General features: G+C 57.2%; 14 protein-coding genes and 1 pseudogene. 7 read left to right on the forward strand and 8 right to left on the reverse strand.

All coding sequences use genetic code 11. From position 1 onward, the window contains the following. Nucleotides 1-288: 288 nt before the first annotated feature. The gene (locus K7R23_RS09205; RefSeq protein WP_012904434.1) at nt 289-1,269 is read left to right on the forward strand and encodes an IS110-like element ISCro4 family transposase; all 981 of its coding nucleotides are present in this window, start codon (nt 289-291) and stop codon (nt 1,267-1,269) included. 241 nt (nt 1,270-1,510) lie between these two features. Then, entirely contained in the window at nt 1,511-2,200 is a 690-nt protein-coding gene (gene yjcO / locus K7R23_RS09210; RefSeq protein ID WP_012907523.1) for a Sel1 family TPR-like repeat protein YjcO, read from the forward strand. 102 nt (nt 2,201-2,302) lie between these two features. Here yjcO and gltP read toward each other — a convergent pair whose 3' ends face one another. The 7 genes and pseudogenes from gltP to nrfA all read right to left on the reverse strand — a co-directional run bounded on the left by gltP (nt 2,303) and on the right by nrfA (nt 10,498). Beyond that, entirely contained in the window at nt 2,303-3,613 is a 1,311-nt protein-coding gene (gltP, locus tag K7R23_RS09215) for a glutamate/aspartate:proton symporter GltP (protein WP_012907522.1), read from the reverse strand. A 343-nt stretch (nt 3,614-3,956) separates the two neighbouring features. Beyond that, nucleotides 3,957-4,565, reverse strand: coding sequence for a heme lyase NrfEFG subunit NrfG (gene nrfG / locus K7R23_RS09220; RefSeq protein ID WP_012907521.1), 609 nt, complete (start codon nt 4,563-4,565; stop codon nt 3,957-3,959). Beyond that, a pseudogene (gene nrfF / locus K7R23_RS09225) lies at nt 4,552-6,772 on the reverse strand (heme lyase NrfEFG subunit NrfF). The gene nrfG and the pseudogene nrfF overlap by 14 nt, the downstream one beginning before the upstream one ends. Then, nucleotides 6,765-7,721 (reverse strand): cytochrome c nitrite reductase subunit NrfD, encoded by a 957-nt coding sequence (gene nrfD / locus K7R23_RS09230; protein ID WP_012907518.1) that lies wholly within the window; start codon nt 7,719-7,721, stop codon nt 6,765-6,767. Before nrfD ends, nrfF begins: the two are co-directional and overlap by 8 nt. Next, complete coding sequence (gene nrfC, locus K7R23_RS09235) at nt 7,718-8,389, reverse strand: cytochrome c nitrite reductase Fe-S protein (protein ID WP_012907517.1); 672 nt, start codon at nt 8,387-8,389, stop codon at nt 7,718-7,720. The genes nrfD and nrfC overlap by 4 nt, the downstream gene beginning before the upstream one ends. Continuing rightward, nucleotides 8,386-8,949, reverse strand: a complete 564-nt coding sequence (gene nrfB / locus K7R23_RS09240; protein ID WP_012907516.1) for a cytochrome c nitrite reductase pentaheme subunit — start codon at nt 8,947-8,949, stop codon at nt 8,386-8,388. The genes nrfC and nrfB overlap by 4 nt, the downstream gene beginning before the upstream one ends. A 112-nt stretch (nt 8,950-9,061) precedes the next feature. Continuing rightward, nucleotides 9,062-10,498, reverse strand: coding sequence for an ammonia-forming nitrite reductase cytochrome c552 subunit (gene nrfA, locus K7R23_RS09245; protein WP_012907515.1), 1,437 nt, complete (start codon nt 10,496-10,498; stop codon nt 9,062-9,064). 430 nt (nt 10,499-10,928) lie between these two features. On the opposite strand from nrfA, the gene acs reads away from it, so the two are divergent. The 3 genes from acs to actP all read left to right on the forward strand — a co-directional run bounded on the left by acs (nt 10,929) and on the right by actP (nt 15,066). Continuing rightward, entirely contained in the window at nt 10,929-12,887 is a 1,959-nt protein-coding gene (gene acs / locus K7R23_RS09250; protein WP_012907514.1) for an acetate--CoA ligase, read from the forward strand. 218 nt (nt 12,888-13,105) lie between these two features. After that, nucleotides 13,106-13,420, forward strand: a complete 315-nt coding sequence (locus tag K7R23_RS09255; protein ID WP_012907513.1) for a DUF485 domain-containing protein — start codon at nt 13,106-13,108, stop codon at nt 13,418-13,420. Next, nucleotides 13,417-15,066: a cation/acetate symporter ActP gene (gene actP, locus K7R23_RS09260; RefSeq protein ID WP_012907512.1), complete on the forward strand. Its 1,650-nt coding sequence runs from the start codon at nt 13,417-13,419 to the stop codon at nt 15,064-15,066. The genes K7R23_RS09255 and actP overlap by 4 nt, the downstream gene beginning before the upstream one ends. A gap of 80 nt (nt 15,067-15,146) precedes the next feature. On the opposite strand, the gene K7R23_RS09265 is transcribed toward actP, so the two are convergent. Beyond that, nucleotides 15,147-16,100 carry a DUF4431 domain-containing protein gene (locus K7R23_RS09265; protein WP_012907511.1) on the reverse strand — a complete coding sequence of 318 codons (954 nt, stop codon included), beginning with the start codon at nt 16,098-16,100 and terminating at the stop codon, nt 15,147-15,149. Between the two features lie 240 nt (nt 16,101-16,340). On the opposite strand from K7R23_RS09265, the gene K7R23_RS09270 reads away from it, so the two are divergent. Beyond that, nucleotides 16,341-17,630: a Gfo/Idh/MocA family protein gene (locus K7R23_RS09270; RefSeq protein ID WP_012907510.1), complete on the forward strand. Its 1,290-nt coding sequence runs from the start codon at nt 16,341-16,343 to the stop codon at nt 17,628-17,630. A 135-nt stretch (nt 17,631-17,765) separates the two neighbouring features. Further along, nucleotides 17,766-18,656 carry a LysR family transcriptional regulator gene (locus K7R23_RS09275; protein WP_012907509.1) on the forward strand — a complete coding sequence of 297 codons (891 nt, stop codon included), beginning with the start codon at nt 17,766-17,768 and terminating at the stop codon, nt 18,654-18,656. Nucleotides 18,657-18,822: the final 166 nt, after the last annotated feature.

The raw sequence follows: 18,822 nt of genomic DNA on the forward strand, positions 1-18,822 counted from the left end.
TATCAGGCCCACCTGGTAGGTCTGATAAGCGTAGCGCCATCAGGCTGCTGTATGCAAAATGCCTGATGGCGATGCTGACGCATCTTATCAGGCCTTGTATTATCCCTTCAGTGCAGGGAGAACCGGCCAGTTCTCTCTGCCATGCGGTCCGCATGCCGTATCAGGCCTCAGGCTAATAACCTGTGACGTAGATTTATGCAGCGGACCGCCGTTCTCCACAAGTGACAAACCGGACAGTATCATGGACCGGTTTTCCCGGTAATCCGCATTCACAAGGCTGGTCTCACTATGGAACAGGAACTTCATTTTATCGGTATCGATGTCTCTAAAGCTAAGCTGGATGTCGATGTGTTGCGGCCTGATGGCCGTCACCGCAGCAAAAAATTTGCCAACACCCCGAAGGGCCACGACGAACTTCTCCGCTGGCTCAGCGGTCATCGCGTGGCACCGGCACATATCTGCATGGAAGCCACCAGTACGTATATGGAAGACGTTGCCGCTCATCTCAGTGATGCCGGTTACACCGTCTCCGTCATCAACCCCGCCCTGGGTAAAGCCTTTGCACAGAGTGAAGGTCTGCGCAGCAAAACCGATGCAGTGGATGCCCGTATGCTGGCAGAGTTCTGTCGTCAGAAGCGCCCTCCGGCGTGGGAAGCCCCGCATCCGGTTGAACGGGCCCTGCGGGCTCTGGTGCTGCGCCATCAGTCGCTGACGGACATGCACACGCAGGAGCTGAACCGCCTGGAGACAGCGCGTGAGGTGCAGCGTCCGAGTATAGACGCCCATCTGCTGTGGCTTCATGCCGAACTTAAGCGCATCGAAAAGCAGATAAAGGACCTGACGGATGATGACCCGGATATGAAGCACCGCAGGAAGCTGCTGGAAAGTATCCCGGGCATCGGGGAGAAAACGTCCGCGGTATTACTGGCTTATACCGGTCTGAAGGAGCGCTTCACCCATGCCAGGCAGTTCGCCGCTTTTGCGGGTCTGACGCCGCGGCGGTATGAATCAGGCAGCAGTGTGAACAGGGCCAGCCGGATGAGTAAAGCCGGACATGCGTCGCTTCGCAGGGCGCTGTATATGCCTGCGATGGTGGCGGTAAGTAAAACGGAATGGGGAAGAGCGTTCCGTGACCGTCTGGCAGGGAACGGTAAAAAAGGGAAAGTGATAATCGGTGCGATGATGCGCAAGCTGGCGCAGGTGGCGTACGGTGTTCTGAAGTCAGGCGTGCCGTTCGATGCGTCCCGGCATAATCCGGTAGCAGCGTAAAATATGGTGGAAGGGATGAAAAAACAGCGCCTGACGGCGCTGTGACTGGTATGCCTGCAATCCGGTAAGGCGGAAAATAAAAAAGCTTGCAGGCGATAACAGTATCTACAGAGTGGGTTCGTGCAGGCCTGGCCGCTGTCCGGCAAGGTCATACTCGTCCGCAGCCTCCTTCGCGGAGGCTGTTTTTTTATCCATACAATCTCTTTATACTGTTTCTTCCCTACCTACCCAACTATACAAAATGAAACGACTTATAGCGTTAACGCTATTTATTACCGCCTTTACCCATGCCGCCGATCCTGAGCCGGGGAGCCAGTACTTGCAGGCCGCAGAGGCAGGCGACAAACGCGCGCAGTATTTCCTCGCCGAAAGCTGGTTCAGCTTCGGCGATTTGAGCAAAGCCGAATACTGGGCGCAGAAATCGGCCAGTAACGGCGATGCGGACGCCTGCGCGCTGCTGGCGCAGATCAAAATCACCAATCCGGTCAGCCTGGATTACCCCGAAGCAAAAACGCTGGCGGAAAAAGCCGCGCAGGCGGGCAGTAAAGCGGGCGAAATCACGCTGGCGCGGATCCTGGTGAACACTCAGGCCGGTAAGCCGGACTATCCGCGGGCCATTTCCCTGCTGCAAAACGCGTCGCAAAACCTGGAGAGCGACGTGGCGGTTGATGCGCAAATGCTGCTTGGGCTGATTTACGCCAACGGCGTCGGCATTCCGGGAGACGACGATAAGGCGACCTGGTACTTCAAACGCAGCTCCGCGATATCCCGTACCGGCTATTCCGAATACTGGGCGGGAATGATGTTCCTCAACGGCGAGGAGGGCTTTATTGAGAAGAACAAACAGAAGGCGCTGCACTGGCTGAATCTGAGCTGTACCGAAGGATTCGATACCGGCTGCGAAGAGTTTGAGAAGCTAACCAACGGGTAAACGCTGAGCGCCTGATAGCGACGCTCACGCGTCTTATCAGGCCTACAAAGCGAATGCAGGCCTGATAAGCGTAGCGCCATCAGGCACTCAACGCGTCAACCATCACTGGGCGGTTTTGTCGAATTTGCCCAGCACTTCACGCTCGTAGGCCAGCGCTTTCTTGCGGTCGAACTTGTGTTCCCACTTGGCGATAACCAGCACCGCCAGCGCATTCCCCACCACGTTCAGCGCAGTACGCGCCATGTCGAGAATACGGTCGACGCCAGCGATAAACGCCAGACCTTCCAGCGGAATACCAACGCTTCCCAGCGTCGCCAGCAGCACCACAAACGAAACGCCCGGCACGCCGGCAATCCCCTTCGAGGTCACCATCAGCGTCAGCACCAGCACGATCTCCTGCCACAGCGACAGGTCGATGCCGTACAGTTGGGCGATAAAGATCGCCGCAATGCTCTGGTACAGCGTCGAACCGTCAAGGTTGAACGAATAACCAGTCGGCACCACGAAGCTGGTAATCGACGCTGGCGCGCCGTAGGCTTCCATTTTCTCAATGATACGCGGCAGCACGCTCTCGGAGCTGGCGGTAGAGTATGCCAGAATCAGCTCGTCTTTCAGGATGCGGATCAGGATCCAGACGCTTAAGCCGCACAGCCGGGCGACAATCCCCAGCACCACCAGCGCAAAGAACAGGATCGCGAAGTGAACCAGCAGCACCAGCTTCGCCAGCGGCCACAGCGAGGCAAAGCCAAAGTTGGCGACGGTCACGGCAATCAGCGCAAATACCCCGATCGGCGCATAGCGCATCACCATGTGGGTCACTTTAAACATGGTTTCAGAGATTGAACGGAACACCGTTACCAGCGGCTCACGATGGGTAGCCGGCAGCGAGGACAGCCCCAGCCCGAACAGCACCGAGAAGAAGATGATCGGCAGCATATCGCCTTTCGCCATCGACGCCACGATGTTGGTCGGCACCAACGACAGAATCGTCCCCATCAGGCCATGCGCGTGGCTCTGCACCTCTGCCGTCGTGCTCTGGTACTTCGAAATATCCACCGTCGCCAGCTGCGACATATCGATACCGGCGCCAGGCTGAAACACATTCGCCAGCGTAATGCCCAGAATGATGGCAATGGTGGTGATCACTTCAAAATAAATAATGGTTTTGGCGCCGATACGCCCCAGCTGTTTCGCATCGCCCACGCCGGCAATACCGACAATCAGCGTAGAGATAACAATCGGCACGACGATCATTTTAATCAGATGGATAAAGATATCGCCTGCGGGCGACAGCAGGTTAGCTATCAGCCATTCACGGCTGTCACTGTGATAGTGGAGGTAACTCCCCAATAAAATGCCCAATATCATGGCAATCAGAATCTGCCAGGCCAGGCTGAACTTAAAACTTTTCATAACAGCGGACTTCCTCAATGGAGCGCCAGACCCCTCGTACAGGCGGGAATGGATACATACTGAAAGGGTATGATTTGTGTTGCGTTGGTTAATAGAGTTTTTTAACGCGCATAATCAGTACCATTTGCGGGGTATTCAGTGCAACCCTTTCAGAACGGCGCATTTAGCTGAAATAATGCATAATAACGCGAGTTTATGGTGATAATCATGAATAACTATTTGTTATGGAAAGATTTTCACAGATATATTTTTGAATTATAACTTTCTGGAATTATTTTGTTCTGACGGTTCATTTGCGCATTTTTTATACAGCGCGTTCGCTACATTCGATAAGTAAACCAAATCATTCCGACCGGTTTTGCAGAAGTTTCGCCATGTTGATTGAGTCGATCAGCTGCCTACGATTTACCCGCGGCGAATTCAAATCAAGGACTTTTTGCCACAGTAACATCGCCTGCCGGTAATCGGCCTGCATAAACGCATCCGACGCCAGCAGCATCAGCGCGGTCACCTCGCTGGCATCCAGCGCCAGCGCTTTATCAATCATCTCGCGGGCTGGCGGCGTCATATGCTGTCCGGCCTGATAGTAAAGCACCGTCGCCAGCGCCGAGTAAAGTTCGGCATTCTCACCGCGGATGCGCAGCGCCTGACGATAGGCCAGCAGCGCGTCGGCGTAATCGTTGCGCCAGAGATAATACTCGCCGAGCAGCGCCCATTTTTCGCTATCCTGCGGATTGGCGCGGATCTGCTTTTGCAGGGCGAGCAGTTGCGCCTGCGGCGTTTGCGGTTCGCTAAACTCCCGTAGCGGGTCCGCCAGACGCCGCTGTTCGTCGCGCGCCGCCTGCCATTTCGGCGTCAGCAGATACCCGCCGAAACAGGCGATCGCCATCAGCAGCGCGGCAGCCGCCAGTCGCTTTACCGGCAGCGGGCGCAGCGGTTCAGGCTGAGTCATCGTTCGCCCTCCCCTTTTTTTGACCTCGTGCGACGCGCCAGATCACGACGGCTATCAGCAGCAGCAGCAGACACGGCAGCGCCCACAGCGGCAGCGTTTGTTCGTTCAGCGGCGGGTTGTAACGCACAAAGTCGCCATAGCGTTGCGTCATCCAGGCGGTGATTTCCGCCTCATCCTTGCCTTCCGCCACCATCGTGTAGACCTGATGGCGCATACTGACCGCCACCGGCGCATTGGATTCCAGTAGGTTTTGGTTCTGGCACTGCGGGCAGCGCAGCTGGCTGGCAATCGCGAGCGCTTTCTCCTGCTGCTGCGGGCTGGCGAACGTCCAGGTATCGACCACCTGGGCGCGGGCGGTGAACGAAATAAATAAAAGGGTAAACAAGAGGATCATCATACCGGATGGCGGCCTACACGTTTCTCTCTCTGTAGGCTGGATAAGCGCAGCGCCATCCGGCAAAAATTCAGGCACATTAAGCATCCTCTCTCCTCCCGCGCCAGCCGCTTAACAACGCCCCGACGATCATCAACAAGCCGCCGCCCCAGATCCAGCGCACGCCGCTCTGCACGTACAGCCGCATGGCGTAACGCTCCGGCCCGGTTTTCTCGCCCATCACCGCATACCAGTCGTGTACAAGGTTCCAGCGAATGCCCGGCTCCATCATCTGCTGGCGACGCGCCGGGTAAAACCGCCGTTCCGGCGTCAGGCTGCCGATGCGTTTATCCCCCTGCCACAGCGAGATTTGCGCTTTCTCGGTGGTGTAATTGCCTTTCGCCTCAAGCATAAGACGATCAAAACGGAAGGTGTATCCGGCCAGTTCCACCTGCTGTCCCGGACTCAGATTGAGGCTGATCTCCTGGCGACTGACGCCGGAAAGAACAATTCCCGCTGCCGCAATCAGCACCCCCACATGGGCGATCAGCGCCGGAAGCTGGCGACGCAAAGATTTCCGGCCTTTTATCGTCGCCAGCACGATAACCCCCAGCATCAGCAGGCCGAACGGCAGCGTGGCGCGGTTGAAATAGGGCGCGCCCACCGACAGCCGTCCCCACCCCAGCAGGCCGTAAATCATCGGGTAGAGCGTGCCGATCAGCACAATCAACAGCACCGCGCTAAACAGCAGCAGCGCCGACAGAATCAGCATTTCGCGCGACCAGACGGCGAAGCGCACCGCCTGTTCACCGGCGCGGGCGCGCCAGGCGTACAGTCCGAGCGCGGCCAGGCTCAGTAGGGTAAACAGCGCAAACAGCGGAACGGCACGCACGTTATCCAGCGCAAAGGCGTGAACGGAAATCAGGATGCCGGAACGGACGATCAGCGTCCCCAGCAGCGACAGAATCAGGGTGGCAATCGCCAGCAGCAGCGACCAGTGCCTGAAGATCCCCTTCCGGCGGGAAAGATACAGGCTGTGCAGCAGCGCGCTGGCGGACAGCCAGGGTAGTAACGAGGCGTTTTCCACCGGGTCCCAGAACCACCAACCGCCCCAGCCCAGCTCGCAGTAGGCCCACCAGGAACCGAGAATAATGCCGAGCGTCAGCGCGCACCAGCCAGGCAGCGCCCAGCGCCAGCACAGCCAGGCTGCCCCGGGAGTAAACCCGCCGCTCAGCAGCGCGGCCAGCGCCACGCCCGCCGCGACCATCAGCCCGCCGTAGCCGAGATAGAGCAGCGGCGGGTGCAGAATCAGCCCCAGATGTTGCAGCATCGGGTTAAGGTCCCGCCCCTCAATAGCGGGCGGGAAAATGCGGGCGAACGGATCGGACCACAGCATCACAAACAGCAGCAGCAGCGCGGTAATGAACGAGAGAACGCAGAGGGTCAGCGGAAACAGCGCGTCAGCTTCGCGGCGTGAGCGCCAGGCGAACAGCGCGCTCCAGGCGGAAAGAAACAGCACCCACAGCAGCAGCGAACCTTCATGGCCGCCCCACGTCGCCGCCAGCTTAAGTCCCGACGACAGCAGGCTGTGGCTGTGCTGCGCCACGTAAATCACCGAAAAGTCGCTGGTCAGAAAGGCGTAAACCAGCAGAGAAAAGGCGAGCAGCAGCAGGGCAAACTGCGTCCAGACGCCGAGTGCTGCCAGCCGCATCACCCCCTGCCAGCGCCGCCGTATTCCCGTCAGCACGGCAAGCGGGGTCAACAGGTTGACCCCGAAGCTTAATAACAGCGCCAGAAAACCGGCTTCAGGAAGGAAGACGCCTGGATTATGCAACCGTCAGCTGTCCTGCATAAAGAATAAAAAAGCGCAGCAGCAGGACGCCAGTCAGACTGGCGCCGCAAACCGCCAGCACGCCGTAATACGTCGGGCTGCGACTGGCCCAGCGCTTCAGCAGCATCGGCACGATTAACCCCAGTCCCGCCACGCCGAGCCAGAACCACCAGCTCCAGAATCCGCCGCCCAGCGCCGCGGAAAGCGCGCGCATTTTTCCGTCATCGCCCAGCGCCAGGCCGACGAAGAACGCCGCCAGCAGGAAGATCTCCAGCCACACCACCGGCGTTTCCATACGGTGAACAAAGTGCGCTTCGGTACTGTGTGGGTTGCTGCGCAGACGTAACGCCATCGCCATCAGCGCCACCGCCGCGCCGGAAGAGATCCCGGAAAAGAGGAACAGCGCAGGCAGGATCGGGTTATTAAGGAACGGATAGGACTTCAGCGCCGACAGCAGAAAACCGGTATACGCGCCAAGCAGTACCGCCAGCACCAGCATCAGCGTTTCAAGCAGACGATGGAACGGGGTAATCAGCACCAGCGCTTTCGGCAGCAGCGTCAGCCGCGGCAGCCAGCGCTGTTGCAGGGCGATCAGCTCTTTTTCAAAGATTTTCGCCAGCCACAGCACCAGCACCACCATGTAAAGCTGAAACAGCATCACCCCCATCGACATCACCGAGGTAAAGCTGTAATGAAACATCAGCTTCCAGAAGGTCCACGGGCGCGTCAGGTGGAAAACCAGAATCAGTAGGCCGAGAATAATCGCTCCCGGCCCGAGCACCAGCGTGGTGCGCAGCAGGGTACTCTCTGAACCGCCCGCCTCCGGGTGAAAACGGCGTAAGAGGATCGCCAGCGTCACCAGCCCGGCGGAGATGCCGATCAGAAACAGATAGATGGCGATGGGCCAGTCCCACACCAGCGATTCAAAGTGGAAAGCAGATGCGTTTGTCATTGGCTCACCTCCCCATATTTAAAGGGAACGCGGTAGACCTTCGGCCTGGTGCCCAGCGCCAGCTTGTAGCGGTAAGTGGTTTTCTGTTGCAGCAGCCGACAAATGTCGCTGTTAGGATCGTCGAGATTGCCAAAGGTCAGCGCCTTCGTCGGACAGGCTTCAACGCAGGCCGGCAGCTTGCCCGCTTTCAGGTTGGTCTTGCGGCAGAAATCGCACTTGTCCGCCGTTTTCGTCACCGGGTGAATAAAGCGCACGCGGTACGGGCAGGCGGCGATGCAGTACTGGCAGCCGACGCAGAGATCCGGGTTCACATCGACAATGCCGTTGGCGGCGTCGCGATATGACGCGCCGGTCGGACAGACGTCAACGCACGGCGCACGATCGCAGTGCTGGCACGAATGGCGGAAAAAGCGATACTTCACGTCCGGAAAGCTCCCCTGCGGCTCGCTGCGAATAATCGTCAGCCGCGAGACGCCTTCCGGCACCTGGTTCACCTCCCGACAAGCGTCCATGCAGGCGGTACAGCCAATGCACAGCGATTCGTCATGCACCATGCCATAGCGCACGCCATTGATGTTCAACGTTTTCGCCACCACGCGTCCTGCCGTACCGCTGACCGCCGCCAGCGCGCCGACGCGGGTGATAAACTGGCGACGGGTGCAACTCATGGATGCTCCTTAAGCAAGGGAACCGACGCCGGATTAAAGTCCGGATTGTTGCGCTGATCGCTGTGGCAATCGACGCAGATTTTAATCCGTCCTTTATCGCTTAACGTCTGCATCGTGTCTTGCTTCGGATGCAGCGAGTGACAGCTGGCGCAGGCCACTTTGGTGACGTGAACATCATGCGGCCAGAACGCTTTTTGCAACTGCTCAGGCAGGTGACAGGACATACAGACGCTGTTCTGCTGCTCAACGTTGTACATCGGCTCGTTAAAGCGCATCACGTCCTTCACCCCTTCACGGTGCTGCGGCGACGGCTGGCCGTGGCAGTTGGTGCAGGTGACCGGCAGTTTGTTGTTCGGATTAGTGGCGGACGCATGTTTACCGTGCATCCCTTCGCTATCCGGTTTGTGACAGTCCAGACACGCGGCGTCCGGGCTACGCTGTGGAGTCACCTCCCAGCGTTCAGACTCCTGCGGCGTTGGCGTGGCGGTTGCCCCGCTCAGGCTCCATAACAGACCTGACGCCAGCACCCCAGCAGTTAATAACGAACGTAATACGCTCATATTCACTCCGTTGCATAATGCCTGATGGCGCTACGCTTATCAGGCCTACAAGACTTCCGTAGGCCGGATAAAGCGCTTGCGCTGTCATCCGGCAAATTTGTCACATGTGAGGTTATTGGCTTAACAGACCGTTTTTACGCGCCTGATCTTCCCACTGCGGAATCACCGTTTTGATGAACTCCTGTTTCTCGGCGTTAATCTGCTGCATGTTCAGACCAATTGCCGCCTGGGCTTTCTCTTTGGTGGAGATATCCGGCAGAGCGATTTCATGAGTGATGCCTTTGGTCGCCAGCAGACGCGCCAGTTTGGTGCGGGCGTCGGCGGCTTTATCCATCGCGCCGCCCAGCATCCGCAGCCCCTCTTCCGGAGCATGCATATGAATGCCGTGAGAGGCGATAGCCAGATCCCAGCGCCACTGGGCGTGGCGAATATCCTGCAGAATCGGCTTCATTTCCGCTTCTGTCGCGCCGGCATCCCAGGCCGCTTTCGCTTCAAAGTGGGCGTGGACCAGCTGATCTTCCACCTTGATTTTCATCTCGCCGATCGCTTTCTTACGTTCGGCCACCACGTTTTGCAGCGCGGCTTTGTCCTGGGTGTGACAGTTGGCGCAGGTCTGGGCGAAGCTGTCGAACGGGTTGCCAATCTTATGGTCGGTGTAGAGTTTACCCGCGGCGTTCTGCACCTTCGGCATATGGCAGTCGATACAGGTGACGTTATTTTTGCCGTGGATACCCGCGCTCCAGGTTTCATATTCCGGGTGCTGCGCTTTCAGCATCGGCGTTTTTGACAGCGAGTTGGTCCAGTCGGAGAAGGCGATGGCATCGTAATATTTCTCCAGATTCTCGACCTTCATCCCGTCGTCCCACGGGAACTTCACGGCTTTGTTCTTACCCTCGAAGTAGTATTCCACGTGGCACTGGCCGCAGACCATCGACTGCTGATCGAAACGGCTGGCCTTATCGAACGGTTTGCCGATAGCCTCCATTGCGCGCGCGGCATAAGGGCGCGACAGGTTCAGCTCCGGCTTGCCTTTGGCGAAATCGGCGGAGGCGGTGTTGTGGCAGTCGGCGCAGCCCAGGTTATTGACGATTTCCGGTCCCCCGCGCGCCCATTTACCGTGGAAGTAGCCATCTTCGCCCTCTTTCTGGATCAGACGCGCCACGTCCGGGCTTTTACAGCTCCAGCAGGCCATCGGCAGCGGGCCATCTTCGGCGTTTTTCGGCGCGCCGGTACGCAGAGTTTCCCGCACGTCGGTCACCGCATAAGCGTGCCCACGCGGTTTGTTGTAGTCGCGAGAGAAGGGATATCCCGCCCACAGGATCACCAGCCGCGGATCTTCCGCCAGCGCGTCTTCCCGCGTCGACTGTTCCGAAGTAGCTTTCCAGGAGAGATATTGATCGGGGTGTTGAGGCGCGAACAGCTCATTTTTCGCTTCAACGGTAACGGTTTTTGCGGGGGCGGCAGTTTGCTCAGCGTAAACAGCAGAAATGAAAAACAGCGGTACTATCAGGCTGAAAAAACGGCGTGCACGTTGTGTAATCCTTGCCATAGAGGTCTCATCCAGATTGCGCCATTGCTCACAATGGCGGTTCTTTTTATTCTTTCCATGACGATAACCGCACATAACCGTCATGACATTGCTCTGATCCAGATGTAACAAAAAACCACAAAGAAAATGTTGTCTTTAATCAATTGTAAGTGTATGTAAAATACCACTTTAGAGTTATTCACTCCGTTTTAGCATTTCACCGCCCCTGTTTTCCTCTGCCCGGCCACCTGCAAAAAAATTAACATAACCTGCTGTTACAGAAAGGGTTACGCAACTTTTTTTGGCCTTCTTCAAAAAACGTATTGCCGCTTATTTGCACAGTTCCCCTATTGCGTGATCTGCCGCGCAAATACTAAACAAAACTGTAAATGCCCCTACATTTAACGTTTGTGAGACATATTATTAACATCTTACAAGGAGAACAAAAGCCATGAGCCAAATACATAAACACGCTATTCCCGCCAGTATTGCGGACCGTTGCCTGATTAACCCGCAGCAGTATGAGGCGCAATATCAACAATCAATTAACGATCCTGATACCTTCTGGGGCGAACAGGGAAAAATTCTCGACTGGATAAAACCGTACACTCGCGTCAAGAACACCTCCTTTGCGCCGGGCAATGTGTCCATTAAATGGTACGAAGACGGCACGCTAAACCTAGCGGCAAACTGCCTTGACCGCCACCTCGCGGAAAACGGCGATCGCACCGCCATCATCTGGGAAGGCGACGACGCTTCGCAGAGCAAACACATCAGCTACCGCCAGTTGCACCGCGACGTCTGCCGCTTTGCCAACGCCCTGCAAGACTTAGGCATTAAAAAAGGCGACGTGGTGGCGATTTATATGCCGATGGTGCCGGAAGCGGCCGTTGCCATGCTGGCCTGCGCGCGCATCGGTGCGGTGCATTCGGTGATCTTCGGCGGCTTCTCGCCGGAAGCGGTCGCCGGGCGTATTATCGACTCCAGTTCAAAGCTGGTGATCACCGCCGATGAAGGCGTGCGCGCCGGACGCACCATCCCGCTGAAGAAAAACGTCGACGACGCGCTGAAAAACCCGAACGTCAACAGTATTGAGCACGTGATTGTGCTGAAGCGCACCGGCGGCCCTGTCGACTGGAGCGAAGGCCGCGACCTGTGGTGGAACGAGGTGACTGAAAAGGCCCACGACCAGCATGAGCCGGTTGAAATGAATGCGGAAGATCCGCTGTTTATCCTCTATACCTCTGGCTCCACCGGCAAACCGAAAGGCGTACTGCATACCACCGGCGGTTATCTGGTGTATGCCGCCACCACCTTTAAGTACGTTTTTGACTATCATCCGGGCGACATTTACTGGTGCACCGCCGACGTGGGCTGGGTAACCGGGCACAGCTATCTGCTGTACGGCCCGCTGGCCTGCGGCGCGACGACGCTGATGTTTGAAGGGGTGCCAAACTGGCCGACTCCGGCGCGCATGGCGCAGGTGGTCGATAAGCACCAGGTGAATATTCTGTATACCGCGCCGACCGCGATCCGCGCGCTGATGGCGGAAGGCGATAAGGCGACCGAAGGCACCAGCCGCGCCTCGCTGCGCATTCTCGGCTCCGTCGGCGAGCCGATCAACCCGGAAGCGTGGGAGTGGTACTGGAAGAAGATCGGCAATGAAAAGTGCCCGGTGGTGGATACCTGGTGGCAGACCGAAACCGGCGGCTTCATGATCACTCCGCTGCCCGGCGCAACGGAGCTGAAAGCCGGTTCCGCAACGCGTCCGTTCTTCGGCGTGCAGCCTGCGCTGGTGGACAACGAAGGCAATCCGCAGGAAGGGGCGACCGAGGGCAATCTGGTGATCACCGACTCCTGGCCTGGCCAGGCGCGTACGCTGTTTGGCGATCACGAACGCTTCGAGCAGACCTACTTCTCCACCTTTAAGAATATGTACTTCAGCGGCGACGGCGCGCGGCGTGACGAAGACGGTTACTACTGGATCACCGGTCGCGTGGACGACGTGCTGAACGTCTCTGGCCACCGTCTGGGCACGGCAGAAATTGAATCGGCGCTGGTGGCGCATCCGAAGATCGCCGAAGCCGCGGTGGTCGGTATTCCGCATAGCATCAAAGGCCAGGCGATTTACGCCTACGTGACCCTGAATCATGGCGAAGACCCCTCACCCGAGCTGTACGCGGAAGTGCGCAACTGGGTGCGCAAAGAGATTGGCCCGCTGGCGACGCCGGACGTGCTGCACTGGACCGACTCACTGCCGAAAACCCGTTCCGGCAAAATTATGCGCCGTATTTTGCGCAAGATCGCGGCGGGCGATACCAGCAATCTGGGCGACACCTCGACCCTCGCCGATCCGGGCGTGGTAGAGAAGCTGCTCGAAGAGAAGCAGGCTATCGCGATGCCGTCATAACGAGTATATGCCGGATGGCGACGCGAGACGTCTTATCCGGCCTACAAATCTAACCCTACCCTCTCTTCACCGGGAGGGAACTATAAAAATCTCCCCCAAAGGATTTCGCGTTGCAGGAAGGCGGCAAGCGAGCACATCCCCAGGAGCATAGATCGCTATGTAACCGGGGTGGGCAAGTGTGCAGCGCGAAAGACGCAGGGGCCTCTGGAGACTCTGTGATGGATAATTCTATTTATCAGCGGATAGAAGACAGTGCGCATTTCAGGGAGTTAGTCGAAAAACGGCAACGGTTTGCCACCATTTTATCAATCATCATGCTGGTGATTTATATCGGCTTTATTTTACTGATTGCCTTCGCGCCAGGCTGGCTTGGCACGCCGTTGCATCCGGGCACCAGCGTCACCCGCGGTATTCCGATTGGCGTGGGGGTGATTCTGATCTCCTTTATTCTGACCGGCATTTATATCTGGCGGGCGAACGGCGAATTCGACCGTCTTAATAATGCGTTACTGCATGAGGTTAAAGCATCATGAAGAGAGTCCTGACGGCGCTTGCCGCCACACTACCCTTCGCGGCCAACGCGGCGGATGCCCTTAGCGGTGCCGTACAGCGCCAGCCGACGAACTGGCAGGCCATTATTATGTTCCTGATTTTTGTCGTGTTTACGCTCGGAATTACCTACTGGGCCTCTAAACGCGTTCGTTCACGCAGCGACTACTACACGGCGGGCGGCAATATCACCGGCTTCCAGAACGGGCTGGCGATTGCGGGCGATTATATGTCTGCCGCCTCCTTCCTCGGCATTTCCGCGCTGGTGTTCACATCCGGCTATGACGGGCTGATCTACTCACTGGGCTTCCTGGTCGGCTGGCCAATCATTCTGTTTTTGATCGCTGAACGTCTGCGTAACCTCGGCCGCTATACCTTTGCCGACGTGGCCTCTTACCGCCTCAGGCAAGGGCCGATCCGTATTCTCTCCGCCTGCGGTTCGCTGGTGGTGGTGGCGCTGTACCTGATCGCCCAGATGGTCGGCGCGGGCAAGCTGATCGAGCTGCTGTTCGGTCTGAACTATCACATCGCGGTGGTGCTGGTGGGCGTGCTGATGATGATGTACGTGCTGTTCGGCGGTATGCTGGCGACCACATGGGTACAGATCATCAAAGCCGTGCTGCTGCTGTTCGGCGCCAGCTTTATGGCCTTTATGGTGATGAAGCACGTCGGCTTCAGCTTCAATAACCTGTTCACTGAAGCGATGGCGGTTCACCCGAAAGGCACCGCGATTATGAGTCCGGGCGGACTGGTGAAAGATCCGATCTCCGCGCTGTCGCTGGGCCTTGGCCTGATGTTCGGCACCGCCGGTCTGCCGCATATTCTGATGCGCTTCTTCACGGTGTCAGACGCGCGCGAAGCGCGGAAAAGCGTGTTCTATGCCACCGGCTTTATGGGTTACTTCTACATTCTGACCTTTATCATCGGCTTTGGCGCCATCATGCTGGTGGGCGCAAACCCGGCGTACAAAGACGCGGCGGGCGCGCTGATTGGCGGCAACAATATGGCGGCGGTGCATCTGGCTAACGCGGTCGGCGGCAATATGTTCCTCGGCTTTATCTCCGCGGTCGCTTTCGCCACCATTCTGGCGGTAGTCGCCGGGCTGACGCTGGCGGGCGCTTCGGCGGTTTCGCACGATCTGTACGCCAACGTGTTCCGTAAAGGCGCGACCGAGCGTGACGAATTGCGGGTGTCGAAAATCACCGTGCTGGTGCTGGGCGTGATTGCTATCATTCTCGGCGTGCTGTTTGAAAACCAGAATATCGCCTTCATGGTCGGCCTGGCGTTTGCTATCGCCGCGAGCTGTAACTTCCCGATCATCCTGCTCTCCATGTACTGGTCGAAGCTGACTACCCGCGGCGCGATGATAGGCGGCTGGTTGGGACTGCTGACGGCGGTAGTATTGATGATCCTCGGCCCGACCATTTGGGTACAGATCCTCGGTCATGAGAAAGCGATTTTCCCGTATGAATACCCGGCGCTGTTCTCGATCACCGTGGCGTTCCTCGGTATCTGGTTCTTCTCGGCGACCGATAACTCGGCGGAAGGAAACCGCGAACGCGAACAGTTCCGCGCCCAGTTTATCCGCTCCCAGACCGGGTACGGTATCGAACAGGGCCGCGCGCATTAATCACTCTTCAACTCCCCGGTCATTGTGGCCGGGGAGAAGCGTGAGCGTTTATGTTGTTTATTTCTGTTGGCAATCCGACATTACCCGGCGGTAAAACTACCCGTCATCCGCAGTTTTCCCTCAACCAGCTTAAATATATATACCGATGCCCCGTCACACATTTCAGACATCCCCGGCAACTGCCTGTTAGCGAGGGTTCCCTGACTGATCTGCAACGTGTCGTTTTCAAAAGCGCCCCCGACTACCGTGTCGCAGACGCCATCAACGGTATGACGCTGCCCGTTTTCTTCATAATAAAATCTGCCGTCCTGATCCTGAGGAAAATAGCGTCTCTGCCGTTCCTTTGCCGAAAGCGCATTAATTCTGTACTCGTTTATCGTCAGGGATTGAGGATTGACGTCCAGGCGGGCAAGCTTCTGCAAGCCAGCAATAATTTGCCCGGCATTGTCATCAAACACGGCTTCGGTGAACGTTTCCATCGGATGATTTTCATCATAAGGAATAAAGTCAAACAGCTCCCCCTGCACAGGAAAGACAAAATATCTTTTCAGCGCGGCGACATTTTTTTCCCTTAATGCCTGCTGGAACTGTTGCCACTGTAACAACGCGCTTTTCTTTTGTTCTGGCGTGGTGATGGAAGTCACGACGTTGACGTCATCCAGAATAAGCAAAACAGGGGTAAAGTGGCGGCCTGACTGCGCAAACATCGTTTTCCCACTGACGAGCACCTCTTTACCCAGACGGGGCGCCAGGTCGGAATAAGCAATCCGATCCTGGTCTGGCAAAATAAGCTGCACCTCAGAAACGCTCACCTCCCCATTGTCACCCCCGCACTCAAACGGTTGTTCGAGTTGAAGATAATCGTAAGTAAGCGCTTCGTCACCCTCCCTGATGCTTTCGTAATTCGGTGGACCGGGAAGGGTCTTTTGTATCAGCGTTCCCTGAAACGTCACCTGCTGATCTTCATCCGGGCAATAGGCCTGAGCGGCACAGCTAACGCCGAACAACGCGGCCAGGAGCCAACAATAATTCATGCAGAGTATCCTTACGCTGACGAGTGAAATTCATCGTTATTGTAAGGGGGACGGATAAAATTAAGTAGCACCAGCAATGAAAATCAGAAAAGCACGCTTCTCCGGCATTATGGCCAGGGATCACATTTTTCTCGCTGCGATCTACCCCTCTTCTGCGATAGCGCTAAAGTACCAGAATGATATTGAAACGCTGTTTTTATTACATCAACACGTTAATTCATTTTGCGAAAAGAGGATACGATGAAGAAATATGCCCTGGTGGGAACCGGCGGTCGCGCGGGACTGTATATTTCGGCAATTGGCGGGCAATGGAAAGAGAACGCCCGGCTGGTTGCCTTCTGCGACACTAACCAGACCCGGATGAATTACGCCAACACGCTGCTGGAAAAAGAGGGCGCAGCGCCGGTATCGACCTGGAAAGCGCAGCAGTTTGAGGAGATGATCCGTGAAACGCGCCCGGACATCATCATCGTTACCACTATGGACCGCACTCACGATGATTACATCGTCCGGGCGCTGCATGCGGGCTGCGATGTGATCACCGAAAAACCGATGACCATCGATGAAAAGCGCGCTCTGCGTATTCTGGACGCCATTGAGGAGACCGGACGCCAGGTGCGCGTCGCCTTTAACTATCGCTATGCGCCGCACCACAGCAAAGTGCGCGAACTGCTGATGAACGGCGCGATCGGCGAGGTGTATTCCGTTCACTTTGAATGGCTGCTGAACACCGAGCACGGCGCAGACTATTTCCGCCGCTGGCACCGTGAAAAGCGCAACAGCGGCGGCCTGCTGGTGCATAAATCGACCCACCACTTCGACCTGATGAACTTCTGGCTGGGCAGCTATCCGGCGCGGGTCTACGCCGAAGGCAGCCTGCGTTTTTACGGCAGGGAAAACGCGGAGCGCCGTGGCGTAACCCAGTTTTATCCGCGCGCCCACGGCTACGCGCAGGCGAAAGACGATCCCTTCGCTCTGCAAATGGCAGACAACCCGCAGCTAAAGGCGCTGTATCTCGATGCCGAGCATGAGGATAACTATTTCCGCGACCAGAGCGTGTTCAGCGACGGCATCACCATTGAAGACACCATGTCGGTGCTGGTGAAATATCAGAATGAGGTGCAACTGACCTATTCGCTGAATACCTACCTGCCGTGGGAAGGGCTGAACGTGGTGTTTAACGGCAGCGCAGGCCGTCTGGAGATGAAGATCGTCGAGAAGTCATACGTTAACGCAGGCGGCGAGCGCGCCAGTGAAGGCTGCCTCGAGATGTGCGATATCACCATCTTTCCGATGTTCGCCGCGCCGTGGAAAGCTGAATTCACGCTGGGCGAAGGCGGGCACGGCGGCGGCGACAACGCGATGCTCGCCGACCTGTTTGGCGAGCGCCAGCACGACCCGCTTCAGCGCGCCGCCGACCACCGCGCCGGTGCAATGTCTATTCTCACCGGCATCGCCGGAAATATCTCCATGCAACAGCAGCGCCCGGTCCATTTTCATGAGTTTGAACTGGTGTCGCGGTTGAAATAACGCCAGGGCCGCTGGTCAGAACATTACGCTTCGCGACCCGCGGCGCTAAAGAAACGTGCGGAAAACACATCCTGAGCGCCCGTCGATGAATGAAATGAATTAAAATCATTGCGGGCATAGTCACCAGGAATAGTTATGGACATCAGAACGCTGCGTTATTTTGTCGAGGTGGTGCGCCAGCAAAGTTTCACCCGCGCGGCGGAGAAGCTATTTGTCACCCAGCCAACTATCAGCAAAATGCTGAAAAACCTTGAAGATGAGCTTAACTGGACGCTGCTGATCCGCAACGGACGAAAGCTGCTGCTTACCGATACCGGCCGCGTGGTGTTTGAACGCGGGCAGGCGATTCTGGCGGAGTTTCGCCAGCTGGAAGCGGAGCTGGGCGATATTAATCAACTGAATAAGGGGCTGTTACGGCTGGGCATACCGCCAATGGTCGGGATGCTGATGGCCGGTCCGGTCAGTCTGTTTCGCCAGCGTTACCCCGGCGTGGAACTGAAGATTGCGGAATTTGGCGGCCTGACGGTACAGCAGGCGGTGATGAATGGCGAACTGGACGTGGCGATGACCGCGCTACCGGTAGAAGCGGAGAGCGGTCTGGCGACGCTACCGCTGTTCAGCCATCCGCTGTGCGTACTGGTTCCCCGTTTCGGCCAGTGGATGGAGCGCAAGTCGGTGTCGCCCGAAGCGCTGGCAGAGCATCCGCTGCTCATTTACAACGAAGAGTTCGCCCTGAGCCGCCAGCTGATGCAGCTTTTCAGCGAGCATAACGTGAAGCCGCGCATCGCCGTGCGCAGCGGACAGTGGGACTTTCTCGCCGCGATGGTGCAGGCGGGCGTCGGCGTCGCGAACCTGCCGGAACCGATTTGCGAGCGGCTGGATAAAAATACGCTGCGCTGGATCCCGCTGGAGAGCGATTTACGCTGGGAGCTTGGGATGATCTGGCGCGAAGGCATATATCTCTCGCACAGCGCCAGAGCGTGGCTTTCGTGTTGTGAAGGATTCTGGTCCGCCCCGCAGGGCTAATGCGTCATTGCCGGATGGCGGCTTACGCCTTATCCGGCCTACAGTTCCGCTTTGTACTCCCCAGGCCTGATAAGCGCAGCGCCATCAGGCATTACGTCACCGCCGGATGGCGGCTTACGCCTTATCCGGCCTACATCCAGATTTATACTTCCCCAGGCCTGATAAG

It is taken from the genome of Citrobacter rodentium NBRC 105723 = DSM 16636 (assembly GCF_021278985.1).
Taxonomy (GTDB): Bacteria; Pseudomonadota; Gammaproteobacteria; order Enterobacterales; family Enterobacteriaceae; genus Citrobacter_A; species Citrobacter_A rodentium.

Coding starts and splice junctions, on each gene's coding strand:
- K7R23_RS09205 (WP_012904434.1), top strand. CDS start 289: ATGGAACAGGAACTTCATTTTATCGGTATCGATGTCTCTAAAGCTAAG.
- yjcO (WP_012907523.1), top strand. CDS start 1,511: ATGAAACGACTTATAGCGTTAACGCTATTTATTACCGCCTTTACCCAT.
- gltP (WP_012907522.1), bottom strand. CDS start 3,613: ATGAAAAGTTTTAAGTTCAGCCTGGCCTGGCAGATTCTGATTGCCATG.
- nrfG (WP_012907521.1), bottom strand. CDS start 4,565: ATGACTCAGCCTGAACCGCTGCGCCCGCTGCCGGTAAAGCGACTGGCG.
- nrfD (WP_012907518.1), bottom strand. CDS start 7,721: ATGACAAACGCATCTGCTTTCCACTTTGAATCGCTGGTGTGGGACTGG.
- nrfC (WP_012907517.1), bottom strand. CDS start 8,389: ATGAGTTGCACCCGTCGCCAGTTTATCACCCGCGTCGGCGCGCTGGCG.
- nrfB (WP_012907516.1), bottom strand. CDS start 8,949: ATGAGCGTATTACGTTCGTTATTAACTGCTGGGGTGCTGGCGTCAGGT.
- nrfA (WP_012907515.1), bottom strand. CDS start 10,498: ATGGCAAGGATTACACAACGTGCACGCCGTTTTTTCAGCCTGATAGTA.
- acs (WP_012907514.1), top strand. CDS start 10,929: ATGAGCCAAATACATAAACACGCTATTCCCGCCAGTATTGCGGACCGT.
- K7R23_RS09255 (WP_012907513.1), top strand. CDS start 13,106: ATGGATAATTCTATTTATCAGCGGATAGAAGACAGTGCGCATTTCAGG.
- actP (WP_012907512.1), top strand. CDS start 13,417: ATGAAGAGAGTCCTGACGGCGCTTGCCGCCACACTACCCTTCGCGGCC.
- K7R23_RS09265 (WP_012907511.1), bottom strand. CDS start 16,100: ATGAATTATTGTTGGCTCCTGGCCGCGTTGTTCGGCGTTAGCTGTGCC.
- K7R23_RS09270 (WP_012907510.1), top strand. CDS start 16,341: ATGAAGAAATATGCCCTGGTGGGAACCGGCGGTCGCGCGGGACTGTAT.
- K7R23_RS09275 (WP_012907509.1), top strand. CDS start 17,766: ATGGACATCAGAACGCTGCGTTATTTTGTCGAGGTGGTGCGCCAGCAA.